The sequence below is a fragment of the Microbacterium sp. 01T413_2 genome (assembly GCF_056398985.1).
This window is the reverse complement of sequence record NZ_JBFTQL010000031.1, coordinates 13838-33933: the sequence shown is the minus strand read 5'-3', so window position 1 is coordinate 33933 and position 20096 is coordinate 13838. Positions and strand designations below refer to the sequence as shown.

Annotated in this window: 16 protein-coding genes; 7 read left to right on the top strand and 9 right to left on the bottom strand. The window is 69.3% G+C overall.

Annotated features, from left to right (window positions below; translation table 11 throughout):
* Positions 1-111 precede the first annotated feature (111 nt).
* The 3 genes from exaC to AC1DMN_RS14975 form a co-directional block, all read right to left on the bottom strand.
* Positions 112-1662 (bottom strand): acetaldehyde dehydrogenase ExaC, encoded by a 1551-nt coding sequence (gene exaC / locus AC1DMN_RS14985; RefSeq protein WP_440732699.1) that lies wholly within the window; start codon positions 1660-1662, stop codon positions 112-114.
* Between the two features lie 172 nt (positions 1663-1834).
* Positions 1835-3157: a GAF domain-containing protein gene (locus AC1DMN_RS14980; RefSeq protein WP_477230005.1), complete on the bottom strand. Its 1323-nt coding sequence runs from the start codon at positions 3155-3157 to the stop codon at positions 1835-1837.
* Positions 3158-3249: 92 nt separating this feature from the next.
* Entirely contained in the window at positions 3250-4713 is a 1464-nt protein-coding gene (locus tag AC1DMN_RS14975; RefSeq protein ID WP_477230004.1) for an MFS transporter, read from the bottom strand.
* Positions 4714-4847: 134 nt separating this feature from the next.
* Between AC1DMN_RS14975 and AC1DMN_RS14970 the strand changes: the two genes are divergently transcribed.
* The gene (locus AC1DMN_RS14970) at positions 4848-5570 is read left to right on the top strand and encodes a TetR/AcrR family transcriptional regulator (protein WP_477230003.1); all 723 of its coding nucleotides are present in this window, start codon (positions 4848-4850) and stop codon (positions 5568-5570) included.
* Between the two features lie 19 nt (positions 5571-5589).
* Here AC1DMN_RS14970 and AC1DMN_RS14965 read toward each other — a convergent pair whose 3' ends face one another.
* Positions 5590-7032 carry a CCA tRNA nucleotidyltransferase gene (locus AC1DMN_RS14965; protein ID WP_477230002.1) on the bottom strand — a complete coding sequence of 481 codons (1443 nt, stop codon included), beginning with the start codon at positions 7030-7032 and terminating at the stop codon, positions 5590-5592.
* 83 nt (positions 7033-7115) lie between these two features.
* On the opposite strand from AC1DMN_RS14965, the gene AC1DMN_RS14960 reads away from it, so the two are divergent.
* Entirely contained in the window at positions 7116-8963 is a 1848-nt protein-coding gene (locus tag AC1DMN_RS14960) for an alkaline phosphatase family protein (protein WP_477230001.1), read from the top strand.
* Between the two features lie 24 nt (positions 8964-8987).
* Here AC1DMN_RS14960 and AC1DMN_RS14955 read toward each other — a convergent pair whose 3' ends face one another.
* From AC1DMN_RS14955 to AC1DMN_RS14945, 3 genes are read right to left on the bottom strand one after another with little or no spacing between them, the layout of a single operon-like run.
* Positions 8988-9905: an alpha/beta hydrolase gene (locus AC1DMN_RS14955; protein WP_477230000.1), complete on the bottom strand. Its 918-nt coding sequence runs from the start codon at positions 9903-9905 to the stop codon at positions 8988-8990.
* Positions 9906-9928: 23 nt separating this feature from the next.
* Complete coding sequence (locus AC1DMN_RS14950; RefSeq protein ID WP_477229999.1) at positions 9929-10984, bottom strand: LLM class flavin-dependent oxidoreductase; 1056 nt, start codon at positions 10982-10984, stop codon at positions 9929-9931.
* A gap of 39 nt (positions 10985-11023) precedes the next feature.
* Positions 11024-12562 carry a DUF7059 domain-containing protein gene (locus AC1DMN_RS14945; RefSeq protein ID WP_477229998.1) on the bottom strand — a complete coding sequence of 513 codons (1539 nt, stop codon included), beginning with the start codon at positions 12560-12562 and terminating at the stop codon, positions 11024-11026.
* Between the two features lie 161 nt (positions 12563-12723).
* Here AC1DMN_RS14945 and AC1DMN_RS14940 point away from each other — a divergent pair, with 161 nt between their 5' ends.
* The 5 genes from AC1DMN_RS14940 to trxA all read left to right on the top strand — a co-directional run bounded on the left by AC1DMN_RS14940 (position 12724) and on the right by trxA (position 18785).
* Positions 12724-14925 (top strand): DUF6049 family protein, encoded by a 2202-nt coding sequence (locus tag AC1DMN_RS14940; RefSeq protein WP_477229997.1) that lies wholly within the window; start codon positions 12724-12726, stop codon positions 14923-14925.
* A gap of 79 nt (positions 14926-15004) precedes the next feature.
* Positions 15005-16534: a murein biosynthesis integral membrane protein MurJ gene (gene murJ, locus AC1DMN_RS14935; RefSeq protein WP_477229996.1), complete on the top strand. Its 1530-nt coding sequence runs from the start codon at positions 15005-15007 to the stop codon at positions 16532-16534.
* Positions 16535-16562: 28 nt separating this feature from the next.
* Entirely contained in the window at positions 16563-17219 is a 657-nt protein-coding gene (locus AC1DMN_RS14930; RefSeq protein ID WP_477229995.1) for an IMPACT family protein, read from the top strand.
* A 215-nt stretch (positions 17220-17434) separates the two neighbouring features.
* Positions 17435-18388 carry a thioredoxin-disulfide reductase gene (trxB, locus tag AC1DMN_RS14925; RefSeq protein ID WP_477229994.1) on the top strand — a complete coding sequence of 318 codons (954 nt, stop codon included), beginning with the start codon at positions 17435-17437 and terminating at the stop codon, positions 18386-18388.
* Between the two features lie 73 nt (positions 18389-18461).
* Entirely contained in the window at positions 18462-18785 is a 324-nt protein-coding gene (gene trxA / locus AC1DMN_RS14920; RefSeq protein ID WP_292717765.1) for a thioredoxin, read from the top strand.
* Positions 18786-18853: 68 nt separating this feature from the next.
* On the opposite strand, the gene AC1DMN_RS14915 is transcribed toward trxA, so the two are convergent.
* Both AC1DMN_RS14915 and AC1DMN_RS14910 read right to left on the bottom strand, forming a co-directional pair.
* Positions 18854-19192: a hypothetical protein gene (locus AC1DMN_RS14915; protein WP_477229993.1), complete on the bottom strand. Its 339-nt coding sequence runs from the start codon at positions 19190-19192 to the stop codon at positions 18854-18856.
* Positions 19193-19752: 560 nt separating this feature from the next.
* Complete coding sequence (locus tag AC1DMN_RS14910) at positions 19753-20091, bottom strand: single stranded DNA-binding domain-containing protein (RefSeq protein WP_440732712.1); 339 nt, start codon at positions 20089-20091, stop codon at positions 19753-19755.
* Positions 20092-20096 lie beyond the last annotated feature (5 nt).

Here is a 20096-nt window from a genome sequence, read left to right as displayed (position 1 = left end):
CGCTCAGCGCGGGTCTTCGCGAGACGAAACGCGGCGCCCTGTCGAGCTCCCCGCGTTTCGTCTCGGTCGCCTTCGGCGTCCTCGCTCAACGACCGGTGGTGGGTATCCGGATCAGAAGAAGCCCATCGGGCCCTCCGCGTAGGAGACGAGGAGGTTCTTCGTCTGCTGGTAGTGGTCGAGCATCATCTTGTGGTTCTCGCGGCCGACGCCCGACTGCTTGTACCCGCCGAACGCGGCGTGCGCCGGGTACTGGTGGTATGTGTTCGTCCAGACGCGGCCGGCCTCGATCGACCGGCCGGCCCGGTAGGCGGTGTCGCCACTGCGGCTCCACACACCGGCGCCGAGGCCGTAGAGCGTGTCGTTCGCGATCGAGATCGCGTCGTCGAAGTCGGCGAAGCTCGTCACCGACAGCACCGGCCCGAAGATCTCCTCCTGGAAGATCCGCATGTCGTTGGTGCCCTCGAACACGGTCGGGGCGACGTAGTAGCCCTCGCTGAGGTCGCCACCGAGGTCGACACGCTCGCCCCCGGTGAGCAGGCGCGCACCGCCCTGCTTGCCGATGTCGATGTAGCTGAGGATCTTCTCGAGCTGATCGTTCGACGCCTGCGCACCGATCATCGTGGTGAGATCCAGCGGGTTGCCCTGCACGACCTTCTTCACGCGCTCGAGCCCGTCGGAGAGGAATCCGTCGTAGATCGAGCGCTGGATGAGGGCGCGGGACGGGCACGTGCAGACCTCGCCCTGGTTCAGGGCGAACATCGTGAAGCCCTCGAGCGCCTTCTCGTAGTACGGGTCGGCGGTGGAGCTCGCGACGTCCTCGAAGAAGACGTTGGGGCTCTTGCCGCCGAGCTCGAGGGTCACCGGGATGAGGTTCTGCGACGCGTACTGCATGATCAGGCGCCCGGTCGTGGTCTCGCCGGTGAAGGCGACCTTGCGGATCCGCTTGTGCTGGGCGAGCGGCGCACCCGCCTCGATGCCGAAGCCGTTGACGATGTTCACGACGCCGGCCGGGAGCAGGTCGCCGATGATCTCGAACAGGAACAGGATCGATGCGGGCGTCTGCTCGGCCGGCTTGATGACGACGCAGTTGCCCGCGGCGAGCGCCGGGGCGAGCTTCCACGTGGCCATCAGCAGCGGGAAGTTCCACGGGATGATCTGGCCGACCACGCCGAGCGGCTCGTGGAAGTGGTACGCCACCGTGTTCTCGTCGAGCTGGCTGATGCCGCCCTCCTGGGCGCGCAGCACGCCGGCGAAGTAGCGGAAGTGGTCGACGGCGAGCGGGATGTCGGCGGCGAGCGTCTCGCGGATCGGCTTGCCGTTCTCCCACGTCTCGGCGATCGCGATGATCTCGAGGTTCTGCTCGATGCGGTCGGCGATCCTGTTCAGGACGTTGGCGCGCTCCGTGGGGCTCGTCTTGCCCCAGCTCGCGAACGCCTTCCAGGCGACGTCGACGGCGCGATCGATGTCCTCACTGGTACCGCGGCCGACCTCGGTGAACGGCTTGCCGTTGACCGGGCTGATGTTCTCGAAGTACTGGCCCTTGACGGGCTCGACGAACTCGCCGCCGATGTAGTGCCCGTAGCGCGGGCGGTAGTTCGCGAGCGCGCCCGGCTGCCCGGGTGCTGCATAGGCGGTCGACACGCTCTCCTCGATGATGGTCATCGCGTCTCCTTCGACGTACCGCGGCTCCGATGCCGCGCGGGTTGATGTGTGCCTCGACGGTAGGCGCGTGCACGTTGCACCCGGATGCGTCACGTTGCATCGGGTTGCACCCCGGGGGTCGTTGAGCGAGCACGCCGGAGGCGAGTGAGACGAAACGCCGGGAACGGCGGCGTCAGCCCTGCTCGAGGCGCTCGATGCGGCTGACGAGACCCGCGCGCTTCGGCGAGCGCGCRGGCAGCAGCTCCAGGCAGAGACGCAGGATCTCGGCGTCCTCGGATCCTTCGGGGATCTCCGCGTACGACAGCAGTACGTCGATGCTGGCCTCGGTGCGCATGGTCTCGCGCAGGATCGAGCGCACCGAGTCGCGATACTCCTCCACGCCCGGCGCCGCCGAATCCGGCAGCACGGGGCCGCGGTACGTCGAAAGCGCCACCCGGTGCGCACCCCGGTCGAGCAGCGACAGCACGTCCTGGGCGTCGGTCTCCAGCGGCACGGTCAGCCGGTACGGACGCGACTCGGGAACGAGCGCTGGCCAGATCCGCTCGAGCGCCCTGCGCAAGCGGACCATCTCCGGGCGCAGGGTGTCGGCCGAGGATCCTTCGCCGTACACGAGCTCGGCGAGACGCTCGGCGGACAGCCCCTGCCGGTGCACGGCCAGCAGCAGCAGGATCTCGGCGTGCCGCGCGCTGAGCTCGACCGAGCGCTCGCCGTCGTCGCTGAACACCTCGAGCCTGGCCCGATCACGGCCCAGCACGCGCAGGGCGGCGCGCTCGGGAATCGGACGCCGCCGCGGGGCTGGGGCGACGGGGGCCACCGGCTCGGCGCGGGCTCGCAGCCGTGCCACGAGCAACTCGGCCTCGACGGCGCGGGCGGTGGCGTCGACCAGCATGCGCGCCTGCGGGCTCGCGGCCTCGGCGCCGCCGGTCACATCGATCACCCCGAGGATGCGCCGGTCCTCCGGATCGAACACGGGTGCAGCGGTGCATGACCACGGCTGCACGAGACGGTTGTAGTGCTCGGCCCCGTGGATCTGCACCGAGGCGCCGAGTTCGAGCGCGGTGCCCGGGGCGGAGGTGCCGACCGCTCGCTCCGACCAGTTCGCGCCCTCCACGAAGCCCATCTCACCGGACAGGATCCGCTGATTCAGATCCCCTTCCACCCACAGCAGCCGCCCCGCGTGGTCACCGACCGCGATGATGACGCCCGAATCGTCGGCCGATCCGGGCAGCAGCAGGGAGCGGATGGTGTCCATCGCGCCGGCGAGGGGGTGCGCGAGACGGTAAGCGTCGAGAGCGTCGGTGGTGAAGTCGAGCGGGGGCAGACCCTCGGCGCCGACGCGCTGCCGCCACGACCGCTCCCACGACTCCCGCACGAGTGAGCGCACGCTCTGCAGACGGCCATCGTCGATGTTGCCCGCGACGAGCTCCTCATGCGCGCGCTCGATGAGCAGGCGCGCGGGCGCCGGCTCGCGGGAGGGCTGCCAGCCAGAGGACACAGGGTCTCCGATCGTCGGCGACGGAGTGGGTCCAGTGTACGGCGACCGGACTCGGCAGTGCCGCGATCGGAGCATTGCGGCTCCCCGCGGCGTCAGGCCGGCGCTTCGTGCTCGTCGACCGTGCGCGCGTCGGTCAGGCTGAGCGCGCCGATGCCGGCGATGATGCCAACCGCCACGGCGAGCACGGCGAACACCACCTGCTCGCCGTGGAAGAAGGATGCGACGAGGGCGGGATCCCATGCGCCGACGGGGAGCGTCACGGTGACCAGGGCGGCGATGAGCGTGCCGACGACGGCCGTACCGACGCTGGTTCCCAGCTCCTGTGCGGTGTCGTTCATGGCGGCGCCCATCGAGGTGCGGTTCTCGGGCATCGCGCCGACCAGTGCCACCGCGCAGATCGTCATGACCGTGCGCAGGCCCGCCGTCATCACCACCATCGCGAGCGCCATAGCGAGGTAGTCCTGCTCGACCGCCCAGGCCATGACGCCGAGGCCCGCCGCGAGCAGGCCCGCGCCGATGAGACAGGCGATGCGGTGCCCGAACCTGCGCACGAGCCACTCGGTGAGGGGTGTGGCGAGGATCATCGTCGCGATGAGCGGCAGATTGGCCAGGCCCGCCTGCAGCGGCGACCATCCCCACGCGTACTGGAAGTGCAGGATCAGGGCGAACATCACGCCCGCCATCGCGACCGAGGTGCCGATCTGGGCGATCGCCGCGCCGCGCACGGTTCCACGGCGGAACAGGGCCAGATCCAGCATCGGCGCCACCGCCCGTTGCTCGCGGAGGATGAAGAGCACGAGCGAGACCACGGCGCCGACCGCGACCGCCACGGTGATCGGAGATGTCCACCCGTTCTCGATGCCGCTGGTGAGCACGTAGCAGCCCATACCGATCGTGAGGATGCTCAGTGCCGCGCCCGGCAGATCGAGCCGGTCCTTGGTGAGGCCGCCCGGGGCGTCGGCCGGCACACCGAAGTGGACGCCGGCGGCGGCGATCAGGGCGATGGGCGCGTTCACGAGCAGCAGCCACTGCCAGGGCAGATGAGTGAGCATCGTGCCGCCGAGGAGCGGACCGAGGACGAAGCCCGACATTCCGACGACCATCATGAGCGTGATGGCGCGCATGCGCAGCTTCTCGTCGTCGAACAGCCGGAAGACCAGCGAGTTGGTGATGGGCGCCATGGCGGCCGCGGCGATCCCGAGCAGGGCACGCAACGCGATGAGCTCGCCGGTGCTGGCGACGAGCAGTACGGCCAGGCTGATCAGCCCGAACAGGCCGAGCCCGATCTGCAGCACCCGGCGTCGCCCGAAGCGGTCGGCGATCGAGCCGGCGGTCAGCAGCAGGCCGCCGAACGTGAGCGAATAGGCGCCGGTGATCCACTGCAGCGAGGTCGTGTCCCCTCCGAGCTCGCGACCGATGGTCGGCAACGCGATCGAAAGGAGGGTGTTGTCGACCATCTCGACGAAGAAGGCGAGGCAGAGGGCGGCGAGCGGGATCCAGGCGGCCCGCAGGGATGAGTAGGTGCGTGAGCGAGCGAGGACGGGTGCGTCGGTCATGGGCGATTCCTCCGAATCGAGAAGATGAATCGAACAGTGTTCGGTCACCGAACGCCGTTCGATAGAATAGAACGATGTTCGATGATGTGCAAACGCCTCCCACGGAGAGCCGCCGGTCATGGTGGGATGGAGCCATGGCATCCACACCGCAGCAGAGCGACGGGCCCGTGCGGCCGCGCGGTCCGCGCACGCGCTCCCGCGCATCCCACTCCCTGGAGTCGGTGCTCGCCGGCGCGGTCGAGATCCTGGACGAGTCCGGCGCACAGGGGCTGACCATCCGCGCACTGGCCGCGCGGCTGGGCGGCGGCGTCGCGAGCGTCTACTGGTACGTGTCCGGACGCGACGAGCTGCTCGACCTCGCCGCGGACTCGGTGCTCGCCGGCGTTCTCGAGGCGACAGCCGAAGTCGGCGGCGGAGATCCGATCGAGGACATCCGCACCATCGCGCTCACCATGTTCGACGCGATCGTCGACCGCCCGTGGCTCGGCGCCTATGCCCTCCGCGACACGACCAGCCAGATCCACTCACTGCAGCTCTACGAGCGGATCGGGGAGCACGTGATGCGACTGGACCTCACGCCGCGCCAGACGTTCCACGCCACCTCGGCGGTCGTGGGCTACGTGATCGGCACCGCGGCCGACCTCGGGCAGGAGCCTCCCGCCGTCGTCGTTTCGGGCGAGGTGAGCCGCGAGGAGTACTTGGCCTCGGCCACAGCGCAGTGGCGCGCCCTCGACACGGCCGAGTACCCCTTCATCCACCACATCCTCGACGAGTTCGACGGTCACGACGACCGCGACCAGTTCCTCGGTGGGCTCGACCTGCTCCTGGCCGGGCTCCGCCTGCAGGCCCAGCGCTAGACACGCGCGGGCGACGGCCTCAGTCCCGCGCGGCCCACCAGTCGCGCAGACGCCGCTCGGCGGCCCCGGGGCCGATGACGCCTTCGTCGAGGCGCAACTCGAGCAGGAAGCGGTACGCCTCGCCGACTTCGCGGCCCGGGGCGATGCCGAGGATGCGCTGCACGTCGTTGCCGTCGAGCTCGGGGCGGATCGCGTCGATCTCCTCCTGCTCGCGGAGTGCCGTGATCCGCGCCTCGATGTCGTCGTAGGCCGCGGCGAGGCGGGAGGCCTTGCGCTTGTTGCGGGTGGTGACGTCGGCGCGGGTGAGGATGTGCAGACGCTCGAGCTGGTCGCCCGCGTCGCGCACGTAGCGGCGCACCGCCGAATCTGTCCATGCGCCCTCCGCATACCCGAAGAAGCGCAGGTGCAGCTCTATGAGCTTCGCCACCGCGTCGGTCGACTCCTTGTCGAACCGCAGCGCCTGCATGCGCTTACGCGCGAGGCGGGAGCCCACCACGTCGTGATGATGGAAGCTCACCGCGCCCCCCGGCTCGAGCTTGCGGGTCTGCGGCTTGCCGATGTCGTGCAGCAGCACGGCGAGACGCAGCACCGCGTCGGCCGGTTCGCCGGGGTGACGGGCGTGCTCCAGCGCGATCGCCTGCTCCAGCGCGGTGAGCGAGTGTTCGTAGACGTCCTTGTGGTGGTGGTGCTCGTCGACCTCGAGCCGAAGTGCATTGACCTCGGGCAGGAACTCGTCGACGAGACCGGTGTCGACAAGAACGCGGATGCCGCGCACCGGGTCGTCGGACTGCAGCAGGCGGATCAGCTCCGACTGGATGCGCTCCGGGCTCACGATTCCCAGCGTCGAGCGCAGCTCAGCCATCGCCGCGAGCGTGCGCTCCTCGATGCCGAAGCCGAGCTGGGCGCTGAACCGGGCCGCGCGGAGCATGCGCAGCGGATCGTCGCCGAAGCTCACCTCGGGGGTGGTGGGAGTGCGCAGGAGGCCCGCGATCAGATCCTCCACTCCCCCGGTCGGATCCACGAGCCGCTGCTGCGGGACGAGGAAGGCCATGGCGTTGACCGTGAAGTCGCGGCGCACGAGGTCGCCGTCGATGTCGTCTCCGAAGGAGACGACGGGCTTGCGGGTGACGCCGTCGTAGGCGTCGGCACGGTACGTGGTGATCTCGACCTGCTCGGACGGACCGTCGGGCGAGGGCACCTTGGCGCCGATCGTGCCGAACTCGCGGCCGATGTCCCACTGCGTGGTGGAGATCGGCTTCACGATGCGGAGGATGTCGTCGGGGCGGGCGTTCGTGGTGAAGTCGAGGTCGTGCGTGGGCCGGCCGAGCAGCGCGTCGCGCACGGGGCCGCCGACCACGGCGAGGTCGAACCCGGCGTCGGCGAACGCCGTGGCCAGGGTCCGCACGACCGGATGCTCGGCGAGGGCGCCCAGGCGCGCAAGGGAATCGGCCATGTTGAGCATGGTCTCCAGGGTACCGGGGTGGGCTCAGCCGCTGCCGAGCGCGCGGTCGTCGGCGCCCCTCGGCCGCTCAGTAGGATCGCGGCATGGTCAGACGCAAGAACTCCCCTGCCCCGGGCGACGGATCATCCGCTGCGGCCGGCGATCCCGCCGGTGCACCCGAAAACGCAGCCGCGACGCCGGACGACGGCACGGGTGACTCGGCGGGGAAGGGCCGCTCCCGGTCTCGCCGCGACTTCCTGCGCCTCGGTGGACTGACCGCCGCCGGAGCTGTCGTCGGCGGCGGTGCAGGGGCTGCGGCCGGCTACGCGCTCGGCCAGCACAACGGCTTCGCGGAGGCGCTGGACGACTACGGCGCCCTCGCACCCCGGCACGCGCCCGGATTCGACCACATCGTGGTCGTCATGGGCGAGAACCGGTCCTTCGACAACCTGCTCGGCTACCTGTACACGAAGGAGAACCTGCCGGAGGGCAAGGACTTCGAGGGCCTCGACTTCGGCGAGTACTACAACGAGCTCGACGGCGTCCGCTACGACGCGCACGTCTACGAGGGCCCGACCGACCAGATCATGACCTGGCCGGATCCGGATCCCGGCGAGATGTATCCGCACGTCAACACACAGCTGTACAACGTGATCAATCCGGCGGAGAACGCCGACCTGTACGACGGCGGCTTCCATCCCCCGTACAACCATCCCGAGGACGGCCAGGAGCCGACCATGAGCGGCTTCGTCACCGACTACCAGGTGAACCTCATGCGCCTCAAGCACGGCAAGGAGCCGAGCGAGGACGAGCGCAAGCGCATCATGGGCTCGTTCTCACCGGAGATGCTGCCGACGGTGTCGACGCTCGCCCGCGAGTTCGCCGTGTTCGACCACTGGTTCTGCGCCGTGCCCTCGCAGACGTTCTGCAACCGCACCTTCTTCAACGCGTCGACCTCGCACGGCTTCGTCACGAACCACGAGGGCGGCGATTACGACAAGTGGCTGAACGCGCCGAAGTCGCCGACGATCTTCAACCGCCTCGAGGATGCGGGCCTGAAATGGAAGGTCTACTTCGACGAGCTGCAGATGGTCTCCTTCACCGGCGTGCTGCACGCACCCGTGCTGGAGAAGTTCTGGCGCACCGAGCACTTCGGCACGATGGACGACTTCTACGCCGACGTCGAGCACGGAGAGCTTCCCGCGTACTCCTTCATCGAGCCGCGCATGATCTACAACCACAACGACTTCCACCCGCCGTTCGGGGCGCGACGGGAGAGCGACGTGGACGGATCCGACATCATCAACAGCGCGTTCTCCGATGTCCGCGCCGGCGACGACCTCGTGCACGACATCTACGACGCGATCCGCACGAGCAAGTCCACGAAGGGGTCCAATGCGATCAACACGCTGCTGCTGATCACCTTCGACGAGCACGGCGGCACCTACGACCACGTCGTCCCGCCGAAGGCGACTCCGCCCGACGATTCCGGCACGGGCGAGATGGGGTTCGAGTTCGACCGCCTCGGTTGCAGGGTGCCGGCGATCGCCGTGTCCGCCTACACGCGCAAGGGCACGATCGTGAACGACCAGATGCACCACGGATCCGTGATCGCGACGCTCACCCGCCTGCACGGCCTGAAGCCGCTCACCCGCCGCGATGCGACCGCCAACGACCTGTTCCAGATCATCAACCTGGACAAGCCCCGCCATCCGTCCGACTGGCCCGTGACGAAGTCGCTGTACACGCCCCCGAACCCGGAGGCGAAGCCGCCGCATCCTGCGCATGCGCACGCGGGAAAGCCGTTGACCCCGCCCGCCCAGGGCCTGCTGGGCCTGCTGCTCGCCCGCTACGGCCTGCCGGAGGACCAGCAGCCGCAGACCTTCATCGACGCTTACAACCTGCTGCACAAGCACGGCAAGGGACTGTTCGGCGCACCGGACGAGGACTGACCCCGCACGGCCCCGCGACCCGGACTAGGCCGTGGGGACGACGACGCGTTCTCCGAGCCGCTCGGCCAGGAAGACGCCGGCGCGATCGAGAGCGCGATCGGCAGCAGGAAGCCTTCCCACCGCCGTCTGATAGTTGTGCGGTGCCCGCGCGGCGGACTCCAGCGTGACATCGACGTCAGCGTGGGCGGCGTTCACCGCGAGACGGAGAGCGTCATCATGCAGCAGCTCTCTGCTGCCCACCTGGATCAGCAGCGGAGGAAGCCCGCCCAGATCCGCGAGCACGGGACTCGCGAGCGGCGAGCGTGCCGCATCTCCGGGGTTGTGCTCCGGAAGATACCGCCGCCCGTATCCGGCGATGTCGTCCGGCTGGAACAGCGGATCGTCGCCGTCCCTCGCGGTGAAGGAGGCGCCGCTGAGGGTGAGGTCCGTCTGCGGGGAGAACACGGCGGCCGCGACCGGCATCTCGAGACCCGCCTCCCGCGCGGCGAGGAGCGTGGCCACCGCGAGTCCGCCTCCCGCCGAGTCGCCTGCGATGAGCAGGCGGTCGGCACCGTGGCTCTCGACGAGCTCCGCGTACGCGGCGAGGGCATCGTCTACGGCCGCGGGGAACCGATGCTCCGGCGCGAGCCGGTAGTCGAGCGAGTACGCCGTCGTGCCCGTGCGCACCGCGAGGCCCGCTGCCATACCGACGCCCGTCTCCGCGGATCCGATCACGTATCCGCCGCCGTGCAGGTAGAGCAGGATCCCGTCCCCGGCGCCGTCGGGACGCAGCTCGATCGCGGGCCGTCCGCCCAGCTGCCGGCGCGCGGACGCGACCCCGGTCGGCGGTGGGACCGCGCCCTGCTCGAACGCCTCCCTCATCTCCTGAACGGTCGCGTCCGCCGGGAAGCGGTTCTTCGCGTAGTTCTCGGACAGCTGATCGAACTCGGCTCGCGTCTGCATGGCTCCCGAATGTAGCCGGGGGTTCAGACAGCGTCCCCCTGCACCGGGCCCTCGGTGTTGGGCTTCCAGCCCAGCGCCGGCGCCACGTGCTCGGCGAACGCCTGCAGCACATGCAGGTTGTACTCGGGTCCGAGCTGGTTCGGGATCGTCAGCATGAGGGTGTCGGCGGCCATGACGGCCTCGTCCTGCTTCAGCTGGGAGATGAGCACATCGGGCTCGGCGGCATACGTCTTGCCGAACGTGGAGCGGAACCCGTCGATCACGCCGATCTGGTCGCCGTTCTCCTCGCTGCGCAGCCCGAAGTAGGCCCGATCCTGATCCGTGATGAGCGGGAACACGCTGCGGCTCACCGACACCCGTGGTGCGCCGGCGTGACCGGCCTCCTTGTAGGCGGCGCGGAACAGGTCGATCTGCTCGCGCTGCAGCTCATGGAACGGCTGGCCCGTCGCCTCCGTGAGCAGCGTCGAGCTCATCAGGTTCAGGCCCTTGCGTCCGGTCTCCTCCGCCGTAGCGCGGGAACCCGCTCCCCACCAGATGTGGTCGCGCAGCGTCGGGGACTGGGGCTCGATCGCCAGGTAGCGGCCGGCCCCCACCATGCGGGGGTCGCCGGGCGCCACACCGGCCCCGTCGATCACCTGCAGGAAAAGGTCGAACTTCTCGCGGGCCATCACGCCGCCGCGCTCCGGATCCTCCTCGTCGTGGAAGCCGAAGGTCTCGTAGCCACGCAGCGCGGTCTCGGGTGAACCACGGCTGACGCCGAGCGCGATGCGCCCATCGGCGATCCAGTCCAGAGCCGCTGCCTCCTCGGCGAACTGGAACGGGTTCTCGTAGCGCATGTCGATGACGCCGGTGCCGACTTCGATGCGCTTCGTGCGCGCGGCCATCGCGCTCAGCAGCGGCATGGGCGACGCCGCCTGGCGCGCCCAGTGGTGCACGCGAACATATGCGCCGTTGACGCCGATCTCGTCGGCGCCCTCGGCGAGCTCGATGGTCTGGCGCAGCATGTCGCCGGCGGTGCGCGTCGTCGACCCCGGCACGTCGCCGTAGTGCCCGAACGAGAGGAATCCGAAAGCCTTCATGATTTATTCAAACGCATGGATCCCGACATGCATTCCCTTTCAGTGCTCGGCGGGGATCAGGAAGCCGTCGGTCACGAGTGCGCGCAGACGCGGCTCGAGGTCGGCCCAGAGGTCGGTGAGGGACACCTCGAACAGGTCGGCGAGCGCGGACACGATCTGGACGACCGTGAGGTCGCCGTCGCACGCGCCGACGAAGCCGGCGAGCGCCGGGTCGACCGAGATCGTGCGGCCGAACCCTCCGCCCTGGCGCAGCTCGATCACGCTCGGCGCCTCCTGACCGGGCAGGTGATGGCGGGCCTCGGTCACGTCGGGCGCGACGAGCAGTACCTCGGGGATGCCGTCGGCGAGAGCGTCGTGCCCTGTCAACCCGTCGCGGAACGCCCTTCCGGCGCTCGTCACGGGCTGGGTGAGCGTCTCGAAGCGGCGCAGCGGACTCACTGAGGCACCGGAGTCGGCCCCGACGGGCCGGCGGATCAGCACGTACCCGAACCCGATCTCGGTCACGCCGCGGGCGGCGAAGTCGGCGAGCCAGGCGTCCAGCAGCGGCTCGAACGCGGCGTCGCGGGGTGTCGTGCCGCCGTCGCGGATCCACAGCTCCGCATAGCCGAGCGGCGACAGCGTCTCGCGCTGCACGACCCAGACGTCCAGTTCCGGGGCGATCCACGACTCCAGGCGGCGGAGCCCCAGAACGGCACCGCGGGACTCCCAGTTGCCGAGCAGCTGCGCGGATCCGCCGGGGACGAGGTGTGCGGGGGCCTGCGTCACGAACGCCTCGACGAGCGCGTCGCCCACGAGCCCGCCGTCGCGGTACTCGTACTCGGGCACGTCCGCGCCGCGCGGCGTGATCACGAACGGCGGGTTCGACACGATGAGCCCGAAGCTCTCGCCCGCGACCGGCTCGAACATGCTGCCTTGGCGGAACTCAATATTGTGCACGCCCGCGAGCATCGCGTTCAGCTCGGCGTAGGCGAGGGCGCGCGCCGAGATGTCGGTGGCGATGACGGATCCGGCGTGCCGGGAGACCAGCAGCGCCTGGATGCCGCATCCCGTGCCGAGATCCAGCGCACGCTCGACCTCGACCGGCATGACGAGCGATGCGAGGGTGCGGGAGGCGCCGCCGACACCGAGCACATGGTCGGACGGCAACTCGCCGCCGCCTTCCATGTGGTGCAGGGCCAGCTCGTCGAGGTCGCTCGCGATCCACCACTCGCCGACCCCGTCCGCGTCGACGAACGACTGCGGCCGGATCAGGGCGGCCGGCACCACCGCGCCGCCCTCCCGGTAGCCGAGGCCCAGCGCCTCGAGCCCGTCGAGGCCGGTGCGCGCGAGCGCTGCCGCGACGTGGGCCTCCGGCTGCGGCATGCCCAGTACGAAGAGGCGCCCGAGCGTGGCCAGGGCATCGGTGCGGCCCTCGACCGCCGCGAGCAGCGGCGAGCGGATGCCCCGGGCGAGAGCGTCGTCGGCCTCCGCGCCCCAGGCGGCGCGCAATGGCTCCGACCGAAGGTCGGCGGCGTCGAGATCGGCGGCGAGCGCCGCGCACAGCACGGAGTCGGGACGGGGCAGCAGGTGTCGGACCACGGCGCCAGCCTACGCGGGGCGCTGCGCGGTCTCCGCGGCGCGCTCGATGGTGCGCATCGGATGTCCCGCACCCTGCCCGCCTCCAGGGATCGGGCCTGTGCGCCGCCTAGAATCTCAGGGCCAGCACTCCCCTGCGCCCCGCGCGCCCGACGGATCCCCCGATGACTGCGACTCAGACCGAATCAGCCCCCCTGCGCCTGCGCGTGCGACGCGCCGCCGGAGCCTTCGCCGTCGCGCTGGGCCTGCTGCTCCCCCTTGCCGCACTTTCACCTGCCGCGGCGGAGGAGACCCCCACCCCCAGCCCGACGCAGACACCGCAGCACACGGGTGTGCAGCTCTCGCTGCAGCCGGACGGAAACGGATCCTATGCATCCGGATCACCGCTGACCGCGACGCTCACGCTGCGCAACGATGCCACCACCGGTCTCGGCGCGGGTACGGTGCACCTGGAGCTGGGGCGTGCTCCGCTCGGCGATCGCCGCGCCGTGAGCGCCTGGCTGGACGGATCCGGCGACGCACCCGCGCTCAGCCCGATCGGCGACGTGCGCACCACGGTGCTGGATGCCGAGGGCACCTCACGCACCCAGGTCGTGGTGCCGGCGGGCGACGTCGGCGCGCTCACCCCCGGCGTCTACCCGCTGCAGGCACGGTTCGAGGCGACCCCGGCGGCCGCCGATGCAAAGGCACCGGCTCCCGCACGCAGCGCCCTCGTGGTCGCGCAGGGGACGCCCGCCACCGTCGTCACGGTCGTGCCGATCACGGCGAACCCCACCGGCGACCTACTGAGCGCTGCCGAACTCACCGCTCTCACCGCGCCGGCCGGGGCGCTCACGGCGCAGCTGAACGGCGTCGCCGGCACCCCTGCCGTGCTCGCCGTGGACCCGTCCATCCCTGCCGCGATCCGCGTGCTCGGTGCGGGGGCACCCGCCACGGCGACAGCGTGGCTCGCGCGGCTCGAGGCGCTGCCGAACGAGCGCTTCGCCCTGCAGTTCGGCGACGCGGACGCCACGGCGCAGGCGGCAGCCGGGCTGACCGCGCCGCTCACCGTCGACGACTTCGAGCCGTTCCTGAACCCCGCCGGCAAGACCTCGACGACACCCGCGCCGACGCCGACATCGACATCGACATCGAGCCCCTCGCAGGACCCTGCCGCACCCGACGCGATCGCGGGCGCCCGCACCGACATCCTGTGGCCGCGCGGCCAGGTCACCGCCGGGCAGGTGGCGACGATGTCGCATTACGGCCCTGCGGGTGCCGGAACCGTGCCGATCCTGCCTTCCACATCCTTCACCGCGGGTGCGCAGGATGCCCCGGTCTCGTCGCGCGGTGCCGTGGGCGGCACGGCCGTGCTCGTCAGTGACGAGGCCGTCTCGGAGGCGCTGAGCGCCGCGGCCGAGCAGTCCGATGCGGCGGCCCGCGGGGACGCACTGACCGAGGCGAACGCGATGCTGTGGTTCGACGCGCCCGGGTCCACGGTGCTCGCCGGTCTCTCCCGCACCGGGACGCGGTCGGAGGAGGGACTGTCCAGCGCTGTCACCGCATTCAGCGGCGGGCAGGACGGGCGCCTGGATCGCGTGCTGTCCGGCGCTCCGACCGAACTCGCGGTCGCCACGGGGTCCGCCGAGGACCGCGCAGAGGCCGTGACCGTCCTGACTGAGGACGCCGGCCGCCTGGCACAGTTCGCCACGATCCTCGAGCGCCCCGCCGATCTCACGGTGCGCGAGCGCATCTCCATGCTGCGCCTGCTCGGTGTAGGCGTGCACACGACTGCCGAGGACTTCGGCACAGCTCTCGCGTCGCATCGCACCGAGACGCGAAAGACCATGGAAGCAGTCGGGATCCAGCCGTCCAATCCGATCCTGATCAGCCCGAAGGTCGACGTTCCGGTGTGGGTGCGCAACGAGCTCCCCTATCCCGTCCGCGTGAGGCTCAACGTCTCATCCAGCGACAGCCGCATCGACGTGCCCGCGGCAACGGACGTCGAGGCGCAGCCTTCGAGCACCACGCGCGTGCGCCTCCCCCTCGAGTCGCACGTGGCCAACACCGAGCTCACACTCACCATGACCTTGACGAGCCCGACGGGCGTCGCGATCGGCCCGGCGCAGACCGCGCGCCTCACGATCCGGGCCGAGTGGGAGACCATCGGGCTCATCGTCTTCGGAAGCCTGGGCCTGCTGCTCATCGGCGCCGGGATCTTCCGCACGATCCGCCGCCGCAGGATCACCGCCGCAAAGCATGCCGCAGACGGCATGGAAGGATCCGACGGCGCGGCGCACGAGAGCGACCGGGAAGAACTCGCGGTCGCGGACATCCCCACCGAGAAGACCGGATCCGCTTCGGGCGAGAAGGAGACGAATGAGTAGCCTCGGTCGCGCCAGCGCCCTGCTCGCGGCGGGCACGATGGTGTCGCGCATCACGGGACTGCTGCGCACGATCGTGCTGGTGGGCGTGATCGGTGCGGTCGGCAAAGCGCCCGATGCCTTCGCGCTCGCCAACCAGCTGCCGAACGACGTGTTCTCCATCATCTCGGTAGGTCTGCTGACGGCCGTGCTCGTGCCCCAGATCGTCAAGGCCGTTGCCGGGGAAGACGGTGGCAGTGCCTTCATTTCGAAGATCTTCACCGCGGGTACGGTCGTGTTGCTCGCAGCCACGGCAGCCGCCATGCTCGCGGCCCCCTGGATCATCAGCGTCATCATGAAGGCGGGCACGAGCGTCGAGCAACAGCAACTCGCCCTCGCTTTCGCGTACTGGTGCCTTCCTCAGATCTTCTTCTACGGCCTCTATGCCCTCATCGGTGAGACCCTGAACGCGCGCAAGATCTTCGGCCCGTTCACGTGGGCGCCTGTCGTGAACAACGTGGTCTCGATCGCGGGATTCCTCATCATCGGGTTCCTGTTCGGAACTCCGCTCACCGAGGTCTCCGATTGGCCCGCCAACCGGATCGCCTGGCTCGGCGCCACTGCCACCCTGGGTATCGCCGTACAGGCGGGTGTCCTCCTCGCGTTCTGGCCACGCACGAAGCTGGCGCTGCGCATCGATTTCCGCTGGCGGGGGGTCGGTCTCGGCAACGTCGGCAAGTTGGCCGGCTGGACCATGTTGATGGCGTTGTCGAGCCTCATCGCCGGCTTCTACCAGCACAGTGTCGCCCTGGCCGCATCGGGTTCCAACGCATCGTTGACCGTGATGAACAACGCATGGCTGATCTTCATGCTCCCCTACTCGGTGATCGTGCTGTCGATCGGGACGCCGTACTTCACGCAACTCAGCGAGCACGCTCACGCCGGACGCCTTGAGGATCTGCGAGGCGATATCGCACGCAGCATCCGAACGCTCGGCTTCTTCCTCACGGGCGCGCTGGCCGCGGTGGTGGCCGCGACCGTTCCCGCCTCGCGCATCTTCACCGACAACCGTGATGAGGCCCAGGCCGCGGCCCTCGTTCTCGTCGGTTACCTGGTCGCACTCCTCCCCCTGGCAGTGCTCTTCATCGTGCAGCGCACCTTCTACGCCCTTGGAGACACTCGCACGCCCTTCGCCTTCACGATCTTCCAGTGCATCCTCATCGCCGCCACGGCGTTCGGGACGCAACTCCTCCATCAGGCCGGCATCATTCCCCTGTCTGCTCTGGCGGCGACGCTGGCGCTCGGCCAATCCGTTGCCAGCGTGCTGCAGACCATCGTCGCGACCGTGCTGCTTCACCGCCGCCTCGACGGCATCGGGACGAGTCGCTGGATCCTCGCATTGGGGCGCTTCGTGCTCGCCGCCATTCCCGCCACCGCCGCGGGGTGGGGAGTTTTCCTTCTCCTCGGCGGCCCACACGGATGGACGACGGCAGACCGGATCCCGGCGGCGGTCGGCTGTCTGATCATTGCTGCGGTGGTCATGGTCGTCTACATCGGTCTGCTCGCCCTGCTGCGTGCACCGGAGCTCGACGCCCTGAAGGGTCTCGTGCGCCGCTTCGTGCCCTCGCGCTGAGCCGTCACGGATCCGGACCTCGCCTCAGATGACCACGCCCAGCCGTTACCCCGACACGATCGCCACCCCCGTCACGCGTGAGCTGGTGGTGAAGAAGTCGCGCTTCATCGCCCACCTCGTCCCGGTCCGCTCGGTCGCTGAGGCAGACGAAGTCATCGCCTCCGTTCGTCGGCAGTATTGGGACGCCCGCCATAACTGCACGGCGATGGTCACCGGGCTGAACGGCGATCAGGCGCGATCCTCCGATGACGGGGAGCCCTCGGGCACGGCCGGGATCCCGATGCTCGAGGTCCTGCGCCGCCGCGGACTCACCGACCTGGTCGCGGTCGTCACGCGCTACTTCGGCGGCGTGAAGCTCGGCGCCGGCGGGCTGATCCGCGCCTATTCGACTGCGGTCTCCGAGGCGCTGGACGACGCCGCGCTGCTGCACCGCCGTGAGCTCCTCGAGGCGCGTGTCGACGTGCCGCACGCCGATGCCGGCCGCATCGACAACGCTCTGCGCGAATGGGCCACGGCCCACGGTGCGTCCTTCGGCGATGTCACGTACGGCACCTCGGCCTCCTTCGCTCTCTGGATCCCGCCCGCGATCAAGGAGGAGTTCGCCGCTGATCTCGCCGCGGTGTCGGCCGGATCCCTCCTCCCTGTCTACGGTTCGACGCGCATCGTGGACGTCCCAGGCGACTGACCCGGGATCACGCGCCACCACCCTGCCCTCCGAGCCCGCACTGCTCCGACCTCGGAAGTCCTGACGGATCAGCCGACCCGCGCTGTGATGCGTGGATCCCGCCACGTTCACCACAGCGGGGCCACACCCTCGCCCAGGAACGGCGGGTAACGCCCAGGCCCGCGGAATGCCGCGCCGGTACCATGTGTTGAAGCGTGCGAAAGCAAGGAGAAGCAATGCGACAGGTCATCATCATCGGTTCGGGACCTGCGGGATTCACCGCGGCGATCTACGCGGCCCGCGCGAACCTGAATCCGGTGCTCGTGGCGAGCTCGGTCGAGGTCGGCGGCGAGCTGATGAAGACCACCGAGGTGGAGAACTTCCCCGGCTTCCCCGAGGGCATCCAGGGTCCGGACCTGATGGCCAAGATGCAGGAGCAGGCGGAGAAGTTCGGCACAGAGGTGCTCTACGACGACGTCACCGAGCTCGAGCTCGACGGCGAGATCAAGAAGGTCACGCTCGGCAGCGGCACCGTGCTCGAGGCCGCGTCCGTGATCTACGCCACCGGATCCGCCTATCGCACACTCGGCATCCCGGGCGAAGAGCGTCTCTCCGGTCATGGCGTCTCCTGGTGCGCGACCTGCGACGGCTTCTTCTTCCGGGAGCGCACCATCGCCGTCGTCGGCGGTGGTGACTCGGCGATGGAGGAGGCGACGTTCCTCACCAAGTTCGCCTCGAAGGTGTACGTCATCCACCGCAAGGACTCGCTCCGCGCCTCCAAGATCATGCAGGAGCGCGCCTTCGCGAACGACAAGATCGAGTTCATCTGGAACAGCGCCGTCGAGGAGGTGCTCGGCGAGGACGCCACCACCGCCGTGCTGCTGCGCAACACGGTCGACGGCACGACGAGTGAGCTCCCCGTGGACGGCCTGTTCATCGCGATCGGCAACGACCCGCGCACGCACCTCGTGCACGGCAAGCTCGACCTGACCGCGGAGGGCACCATCTGGGTCGACGGACGCACTTCGCGCACCTCTGTTCCGGGCGTCTTCGCTGCCGGCGATGTCATCGACCCGACCTACCGTCAGGCGGTCACGGCTGCCGGATCCGGCACAGTCGCAGCGCTGGACGTCGAGCACTTCCTCGCCGCGCTCTCGGATGGAACCACCGCCGAGTCGGTTCTCGTCTGAGCCGCGGGAACACTTCAGCCCCTACCGCTGTTGACGCCTGTGAGCGTCTCACGCTTTCACAACAAGGAGAATCATGACTGCCAAGGCAACCAGCCAGGCGACCTGGGAGCAGGATGTGCTTCAGGCCGATGGCCCCATTCTGGTCGACTTCTGGGCCGAGTGGTGCGGTCCGTGTCGCATGGTCGCGCCCGTACTGGACCAGATCCAGTCCGAGAACGGCGACAAGATCACCATCCTCAAGCTCAACGTGGACGAGAACCCCGATCTCGCCATGAAATACCAGATCACGTCGATTCCGGCGATGAAGGTGTTCCAGGGCGGCGAGGTCAAGACCACGATCATCGGCGCCAAGCCGAAGTTCGCCCTCGAGCAGGATCTGGCCGCTTTCCTCGGCTGATCCCGCCCACACGGCCTCGAAGCCCGCTCTCCTCTGGGAGGGCGGGCTTCGTCGTTCGCGGGTCATTGCTATTCATGCGGTTCCGGGTCGCGCTCCGCGATGCTCTCCGTCTCCGCATGCTGGGCCCGCGTGGGCGGCGGGTCACCAGGCACGGCCTGGACGTCGCTACGGGTATCTCCTTCGGCGGCGTATGTCACGACAACTCGCGACCAGCGTCCAAGGACAGTGCCGGGCGGGATGTCCTGCGTCGTCACCCAGTAGAGCCCTGGCCAGGTTCGCGCATGAAGGCTGGGCCCGTCCAGATCATCGCTCGTGAGCAGAATCCGCTGCTCTGCGGCATTCTCGATCGCGATGTGGACAGGAGTGCCGACGAAGTCCGGCACAACAGTACGTTGCTGATCCGGCATGGAGCCCTCCGCTACTGGAGGCTAAAGGGAGCTCTGATCCCTGATCTGACCCTGGTCGTGACTCTACGCCAGCACCGTTTCACGTGAAACAGCCCGGTCGGCGGCTCGACCCGAGGCCGTGGTCTGCTCCGACGGCTCCCGGACGACAGGTGTCTGCCCGCTATACGCGCCATGGACCCTGCACATGGTCGTGAGCCGCGGAGCCATGTGCCCTTATGCGTGCGCGGTGTCGGCACGTTTCACGTGAAACGCCCATATGGATCGGTTGCACGTGGGCGCCGCTACTCCACGGAGCGGCGGGCGCAAACTCTGCGGCGGAGCGCGCAGGGGTGGGTTCTCCGAGTGCATCGGGAGGGGCCCGCGAAGCGGGAAGGTCCCCGCTCTGCGCTCGGAGAAGCCACACCCCGAGGCCCGAGCGCACCCCCGGGGGGAGAGCGCAGAGGGAAGGAAACCGCTCTGTGCGTGACCATGCCATCCCGGAGCCCGGGCGCACCACAACAGCCCCTGGTCGGGGATAGCTCTCGTCTGGGCGACGTTTCACGTGAAACATCGCGGGTGAGTCAGGGTCGGGCGTCGTCAGCCAGCAGGTCCCAGCGACGATACTTGGGCCCATCTCCAAGTAGCCCCCAGACGATCGGCGTGAGTTCGGGGTAGTCGAGGGCGATGCGACGGAGAAGATCGAAATTGCGTGATTCGTCGGGGCGTACGCCACCACTCTCGACGATCTCATCGGCTCGCAACAGGAAGACGACCAGTTCATCCACGCTGGGGAGCTCCTCCATGAAGGCCCACGGGTCCTCTCCCCCAAGCAGACGCTCCTGGACCAGCACCGCGAGCTCATCCGCCGCTTCGGCGCGCAGCACTTCGAGGCTGGCTCGACGGGTCGGGGATTCTTTCACCGTTC